Genomic DNA, 7,147 nt, shown 5'->3' on the forward strand with positions numbered 1-7,147 from the left:
GGAGAGTCAGCCGGGCGGCGACACCGCGGGCCGCTCGGGAACGATTCTCGGCACCTCTTCCATCACCATGGTGGGGCGGACCAGCTTCCCGGGCAGCCGCGGGTGGGGCAGCACCGCGCGACCGCCAAGGAACACTCCGCTCACAGCGCCCGGCCGCTCGAAGATCGACAGGTCCCCGGGGTCCGCGTCGAGCAGGATCGCGTCGAAGGCGGAGCCGACGGCGATGCGGCCGGCTCCCTCACCCAGTCCGAAGAGCCGGGCTCCGGTCGCGGTCGCGGCGAGCAGCGCCTCGGGTGGGGTGAGCCCGGCATGGCGCAGCCGGCTGATCTCGGCCAGGTTCGCGCCGTGCCGGGTGCGGTGCCGGGCGTCGCTGCCGAGCGCGATCGGCACCCCCGCCGCACGGGCGACCGCGATCGTGCCGGCCAGCGCGGCCTCGGTGGCCTCGGCTCGGTCCGCCGCCCAGCCCGGCAGCACTCCGGTGGCCGCCAGCGCCGCCAGGTCCTGGTAGGGCGACAGGGTGGGGACGAGCGTCACCCCGGCGGCCGCCATGGCGGCCGCCACGGGCTCGGTGAGCCCGATGCCGTGTTCGATGGAACGCGCTCCGGCTGCGACCGCGGCCTCGATCGACCGCTCGCCCAAGGCGTGCATCATCACCGGACGTCCGTACCGCCGGGCCTCCGCGACGGCGGCCGCAAGCTCCACCGGGCTGAACTGCGGCTCGGGCTGCCCCGGCCGGGCGGACATCACCCCGCCGCTCGCGTAGATCATGATCCAGTCCGCACCCGCCCGCAGAATGCCCCGCACCGAGGCCGGCAGGCTGCCCGCCTCGGTAACGGTATGCGGGGGCCGGCCGGGATAGTCCGGCATGAGAAAATCTTCGGCCGACTCCAGCCCGGGACCGATGATCGCCCCGTCACCGTGCCGCCCGGACCGGCTCAGCCCGACGACGGACACGGCAAGCCGAGGTCCGGGCACGGTGCCCGCGCTGACCGCGTCCCGGATGCCGGCGTCGGCGCCGCCGGCGTCCCGCAGGTGTGTGACACCGGCCGCCAACGACGCCCGCAACGCGGCGGCGGTCTGCAGGACCCGGGTGGACAGCGACGCCGTCGCCAGCTCGAACGGATCATAGGTGGACTGCGTGACGTGGGCGTGGCAGTCGACGACCCCTGGCATCAGCCACAGGTCGTGGGCGTCAACGTCGACGGCGTCCCGGTCAAGACCGAGTCGCGTGYCGACCGCATGGATGATCCCGCCGCCGACGGCGACGTCGGTCGGCTCACCGAAGCGCCCGGTCCTGTCGAGGACGTGCACCCCCCGCAGGACGAAGGCCTCGGCCGCCTCTGATCGTCCGGGCACCGTCGACCGCCCGGACTCGGGACGCCCGGACTCGGACTGTTCCGTCGCGGTGGATCGCCCGTGCGCCGGAGGCTGCTCCGGAGTCAGGGATTGTTCCGATGATGCCGGGGGATCGGTCATGACCAGCGCCGTTCCTGCCGTTGACGACGACCTCCAACGCCTCGTTCCGGCCGGATCGAGCACCGACCGACAAACGCGCGGAGGCGGATGTCAGATCGAAGGTCGAGGCCGGGGTGCGGGAGGTCCGGATGTTCCGGAGGTCATCCGGATGTCAACGGGGACAGGCCGCCGTGTTGACGCGGCAGGTGTCGATGTGACGGCGATGAGTGAGTTCGACCGCGCGGCCACCCGGCCGAGGCCACAGCGTTACCGTGATCCCGCACCGGTCGTCCGACACGACGTCTCCTTCACTCGGCCCCGGATTCACTCGGCCCCGGATGACCGCGCTCAATATCATCTATCATACTCCCCCGTAATCACCGGTCCCGGATGACGCAAAGGGTCGAGGGACGAGCCGGCCAGGTCCGCTCACTGGCAAGCAACTCGTAGGAACGGACGCGATCCGCGTGYTAGCAGGCGATCGCGATGATCATCTTCTCGTCCACGCTCGATCGGCGGGCCCACACCTCGATGTCGGCCCGCTCGGCCGCCGGCACCGGCGGGTGCGGCCTCCGACGACGGCGCGGTCGGGACGAGAGATCGAGCCCGGGCAACGGCACACGATCGGCCTGCGGCGTTGACGGCAGGTTGACCGCCGTGGTGAGATCATTCGGTGTTCAGTCCGRCCGTTCTCGTTACGCGTGGCCACGTCGACTTCTCCCTGGTGAGTTCCGCCATCTGTACCGCGCGCTGAGCCGCGCGGCGGACGCGCTCGTCCGGCGCGCCCTCAGCGCGTTCCCGAGATCCACCGCTTCGGTCCGCTCCCTCGGCCTGGCCGGCCGTCGAGCCGGCGCGGCCGGAGGCCGGCGCGGCCAGCACCCCGCTCTCCTCACCTCGGCGCCCGCCGACTCGGAGGGCATGTCCGCATGCGGTTCGACATCCGACGGCGTCGACGAGCCCGACGCGGCACCCGGACCCCGAGCACCGGCCCTGGTGAAATGACCGTGCCGGCCAGCCAGTGCCGGCACGGATGTAGGGATGTACCGGCGCGGATCCACCGGCGCAACTCCACCCGCGCAGCTCCACCGGCGCAACTCCACCCGCGCACGTATGTCCCCGTGCGGCCGGCACCTTCTCCCGCAACATCGTCTTGTTCCATATCTTGTTCTGTGAAACGAGGAATCCTTCCATGTCCCGTCGCCTTTTCACCTCCGAGTCGGTCACCGAAGGCCATCCGGACAAACTCGCCGACCAGATCAGCGACGCCCTGCTCGACGCGTTCCTGGCTGGCGACCCCACCTCCCGGGTCGCGGTGGAAACACTGCTGACCACCGGGCACGTGCACGTGGCCGGCGAGGTCACCAGCTCCGCGCACGTCGACGTGACCGCCGTCGTGCGGCGCACCCTCACCGACATCGGTTACGACGCCGCCACCGGCTTCGACGGCGCGACCGTCGGCGTGCTGGTCTCGATCGGTGCCCAGTCCCCGGACATCGCCCAGGGCGTCGACAAGGCCTATGAGGCACGGGTCGAGGGCGGCGAGGACACGCTGGCCCAGCAGGGCGCCGGCGACCAGGGGATCATGTTCGGCTACGCCACCGACGAGACCCCCGACCTGCTCCCGCTGCCGATCACACTGGCCCACCGCCTCGCCCAGCGGTTGTCGAAGGTGCGTCACGACGGCCTGCTGCCCTACCTGCGGCCGGACGGCAAGACCCAGGTGACCATCGAATACGACGGGGACCGCCCGGTCCGGTTGGACACGGTGGTCGTGTCCGCGCATCACGCCGCCGACGTCGACCTGGCCACCCGCCTGGTTCCGGACATCCGCGACCAGGTCATCGCCCCCGAGCTCAAGCGGTTGGCCGAGGAAAACCTGGGCCTGGAGGTAGACGGCTACCGGCTGCTCGTGAACCCGACCGGCCGGTTCGAGATCGGCGGCCCGATCGGCGACGCGGGCCTGACCGGCCGCAAGATCATCATTGACACCTACGGCGGCTACGCCCGCCATGGCGGCGGTGCTTTCTCCGGCAAGGACCCGTCCAAAGTCGACCGTTCGGCCGCCTACGCGCTGCGCTGGGTCGCCAAGAACGTCGTCGCGGCCGGCCTCGCCCGGCGGGCGGAGCTGCAGGTCGCCTACGCCATCGGCAAGGCCGAGCCGGTGGGCCTGTTCGTCGAGACCTTCGGCACCGAGACCGTGCCGGTGCCGGAAATCGCGCGGGCCGTCTCGGAGGTCTTCGACCTGCGCCCGGCCGCCATCATCCGGGACCTTGACCTGCTACGGCCGATCTATGGGCAGACTGCCTCCTACGGCCACTTCGGTCGGACGCTGCCCGACTTCACCTGGGAGCGCACGGACCGCGCCGACGCGCTGCGCGCCGCCGTCGGCCGCTGACACCGGCAGCCGCTGACACCGGCAGCCGCTGACACCGGCAGCCGCTGACACCGCGCCCCCGGTCTTGCCTGACGACGACCCCGGTCCGCGCGGCTACGGGAGGCGCCACCCCCGAGAGGCGGTCAGAGTGGACCGCATGACCACTTCGGACCGGTCCGGGCGACGCGCACCGTCCGGAACACGGCCGCCTCCCGGAACACGCCCCGTCCCCCGGGCGCACCCCGCGACTGAATCAGGGTCCGGGGTGTCCCGGCCCGGGGAACGGCCCCGGGACGCGCTTGGCCGCCCCCTTCCCCACGGCGAGACCGGCGTGCCGCCGCTCGCCTCCTCGGCCCCGCTACCGCCGGCCGCGGCGCTCGCCGAGGCCCAGCGACTCCTCGACGCGGGACTTCCCTTCCAGGCACACGAGGTACTCGAAGCCGTCTGGAAGAGTCCGGAGACCGACCCCGGCGAGCGCGGGCTGTGGCGTGGGCTGGCACAGCTCGCCGTCGGCGTCACCCATCTGGCCCGCGGCAACGTCAAGGGCGGCGTGGCCGTGCTGCGGCGCGGCGCGGCGAACCTCATCCCCTACGCGGACCGGCCTCCGCACGGCGTAGCCGTTCCCGGTCTGCTCGCCTGGGTGGACCTGCGGATCGCCGACATCGGCCGGGCCCATCCCGGGCTGCCGTGCATCACCGCCCGGACCGCCCCGGCCGACGGCGGGCCCCGCCTCGTCGGTTAACCCCACCGCGCCACCCGCGGCGCGCCCCTGCCCGTTCTGCCCCGCCGCGGCGGGGCAGAACGGTGGCATTCATCCTAGAACGACGGTACGATCATCCTTCAGCTGGAGCGAGCAGTCCGGAGGATTTCACAGGTGGGAATCGGGTGGACCAGGGCGACTTCTTCATCAGCTACTGCCAGCGCGACCGGGACTGGGCCGAATGGATCGCCTGGCAGCTGCAGGAGGTCGGTTATCGCGTGTTTCTCCAGGCCTGGCATATCGGCCCCGGCCGCAACTGGGTCAGGGACATGGGTCAGGGGRTGGAGAACTGCCGGCACACGATCGCGGTGCTCTCGCCCGAGTATCTGAATTCCCCGTACTGCCGGGCAGAATGGCAGGCGGCGTTCGAATACGATCCCGAGGGCAACCTCCGTAAGCTCATCCCGGTGCGGATAGCGGAATGCACCCCTACCGGGATGCTCCGGCAGGTGGTCCACTTCGACCTCATCGGCATCGACGACGAGGACGCCGCCCGGGAGGAGCTGCTGCGCAACGTCCGCTCGGCCTGGGAAAAAGAAGGTGGTCTCGCGCCCAAGAAGCGGCCGGGCTTCCCCCCGGCCCAGGGCACCCGGACCGAGCCACCGGAGCCCGACCCCGCCGGTACACCTGGCACCCCCGCCGCCGTCACCCCGGACACCGGCCTCACCCTGCCGTTGCCGCCCACGCAACGCCCGATCACCTCACGGCCCACGTTCCCGCCGGAGGTGGCGGGATGGCGCCGGGCGGCCCGCGCCCTCCGTACCGCACTCACGCGGGGGTGGGTCGTGCTTCCGACGCTCGCCGCGGCCATCGTCATCGGAATCGCTTTCCAGGTGGCGGACGGCGGCCCCGGCGGAGTGCTGGTCGGCTCACTCGTCGCCGCGCTCGCCGCGGCCGCCCCGGCCTTCATGCTGTTCCCTCCGACGGACCGTACCGCGACGCTGGTGGTCGGTGGGGCCTGCGTGGTGGGCGCGCTCGGGGGGGCGGAAATCGCCCACGGCCGAGCGTGGGCGGCCATGGCCGAGGTGCTGGGCGCAGCGGCGTTTTCGGCCGTCTTCACCATCGCCATGCGCCCACCCCGCCCAGYGCCACCGGCCGATCCGGCGGACCCGGACCCGGCTGCAGTCACGGAGCCGGGCGTTCGGAACAAATCGGTCGTTACCCCGTAGCCCTCGGGGATCAGGCACAAGAATCGGCCGCCCTCGACCAACGGCGTCCTGCGCGGCATGGTTGGTATGCGACGATCAGCGCGGTGGGAGCGGGATGCGCGACCGGCCAGGTTCTCACCACCGGGATCCGGGGCACCGGGATCCCGGTGCGGCGGCCCAGTGGCGGACACGTGCCCCGGAGCTTGCCCCGCGCAAGGCCCGACGTCAGCGTCCCACGGATCGAGGAGTCGCCGCGATGTCCAATACCCGGTCGCGGCTGGGACGGCGTCCCATCGCCATCACCGCCCTGGTGATCCTGGCCGCCATCGTCGGCGTCTTCATCGGCCGGGCCTTCGGCGGAGACGGCCGTAGCCCGATGCTCGTGAGCACGCCCCCGAGCACGCCCCCGAGCACGCCCTCAGCGCAGACGGCGGCACCGGAACAGGCTCGGCGCGATGCGGCGACGGAGGCGAAGGCGAACCTGCACGCGACCACGTGCACGACCGTACGGATCATCGCCGGCCAGCCCCGCACCCCCTACTCGCAGTACGCGAGCACACTCGCGAAGCTCATCAGTGATCCGGCGCTGAACGGCGGCAACGGGTGGCGCGCCTTTCCTGATTCGGACACGAGCGGGACGTCCCAGAACCTCAAGAATCTCGGGGTTCCGGAGAACCGGCGCTRCACTCTCGCGCTGGCCCAACTCAACGTGGTGGTGGACGCCCAGAACGGCCGGGGCGACTTCACCGGCGGGGCCGTCGAGGGTCTGAGCCTCGTCGGCCAGATCTATTACGACGTTCTCCAGCTCATCGTCCAGGGTGACCCGCAAAGTCATTTATGCAGGTCAGCGGGGTTGTCGAGAGTGAGGATGGYCAGGAGCAGGGCGTTGTCGTGTCGGATTCTGCGGATGGTCGGGGCGATGCGGTTATGGCCAGCGAGGCGAATCAGCCCGATGATCAGGTTACGGAGTGTGGTCATGATGCGGGGCAGTGGGCCGGTCCGAACCCGCGAGGCATCCTCACGGAACGTCACATCGCGCACCCAGTGGACCTTGTTCTCGATCGTCCAATGYCCTCGGGCGTAGCCCGCKAGATCAGCGGGTGTRACCGCGTCGAGGGTGAGGCTCGTCAGGACGTGGACCGTGACAGTRCTCGGGATCGTCCGGGTGACCCGGGCCCGGCCCGTGCCGGTGGTCACGGTCCGCCGGACATGACGGCGGATCCGCGCCACGGTGCGGGCGTGGGGATAGCGGGCACGGATCGCCTCGCTGGCCTGGGCCAGCTGGATGGTGCGTCGTTCGAACCGTCCATGGGCCCTGCCCTCGGCGCTGTGCCCGATCGGGATCTTCGTCCAGTCGGTCGCCTGGTGGCAGTCGACCGACAACGCCGGGGTGTTCGCCTTCACCGTGAA

General features: G+C 71.4%; 6 protein-coding genes. 3 read left to right on the forward strand and 3 right to left on the reverse strand.

Features of this window, described 5'->3' with window-relative positions:
• Positions 1-6 precede the first annotated feature (6 nt).
• The gene (locus KBI5_RS11075) at positions 7-1,356 is read right to left on the reverse strand and encodes an amidohydrolase family protein (RefSeq protein ID WP_241882822.1); all 1,350 of its coding nucleotides are present in this window, start codon (positions 1,354-1,356) and stop codon (positions 7-9) included.
• Between the two features lie 1,288 nt (positions 1,357-2,644).
• Here KBI5_RS11075 and metK point away from each other — a divergent pair.
• From metK to KBI5_RS11090, 3 genes are all read left to right on the forward strand, one after another.
• On the forward strand, positions 2,645-3,850 hold the full coding sequence (gene metK / locus KBI5_RS11080) for a methionine adenosyltransferase (RefSeq protein ID WP_011437378.1): 1,206 nt from the start codon (positions 2,645-2,647) through the stop codon (positions 3,848-3,850).
• A 244-nt stretch (positions 3,851-4,094) separates the two neighbouring features.
• Positions 4,095-4,571, forward strand: a complete 477-nt coding sequence (locus KBI5_RS11085) for a DUF309 domain-containing protein (protein WP_011437379.1) — start codon at positions 4,095-4,097, stop codon at positions 4,569-4,571.
• A gap of 143 nt (positions 4,572-4,714) precedes the next feature.
• Positions 4,715-5,758 (forward strand): toll/interleukin-1 receptor domain-containing protein, encoded by a 1,044-nt coding sequence (locus tag KBI5_RS11090; protein ID WP_157902481.1) that lies wholly within the window; start codon positions 4,715-4,717, stop codon positions 5,756-5,758.
• Between the two features lie 204 nt (positions 5,759-5,962).
• Here the strand turns inward: KBI5_RS11090 and KBI5_RS11095 are convergent, their stop codons facing one another.
• Together KBI5_RS11095 and KBI5_RS11100 are read right to left on the reverse strand one after the other, a co-directional pair.
• Positions 5,963-6,253: a hypothetical protein gene (locus tag KBI5_RS11095; RefSeq protein WP_198537635.1), complete on the reverse strand. Its 291-nt coding sequence runs from the start codon at positions 6,251-6,253 to the stop codon at positions 5,963-5,965.
• A gap of 315 nt (positions 6,254-6,568) precedes the next feature.
• Positions 6,569-7,147: ISAs1 family transposase (locus KBI5_RS11100; RefSeq protein WP_116289895.1), on the reverse strand; the 579-nt coding region annotated here is incomplete at its 5' end.

Source organism: Frankia sp. KB5, assembly GCF_002099325.1.
GTDB classification, from domain to species: Bacteria; Actinomycetota; Actinomycetes; order Frankiales; family Frankiaceae; genus Frankia; species Frankia casuarinae.

Coding starts and splice junctions, on each gene's coding strand:
- KBI5_RS11095 (WP_198537635.1), bottom strand. CDS start 6,253: ATGATCCGTACGGTCGTGCACGTGGTCGCGTGCAGGTTCGCCTTCGCC.
- metK (WP_011437378.1), top strand. CDS start 2,645: ATGTCCCGTCGCCTTTTCACCTCCGAGTCGGTCACCGAAGGCCATCCG.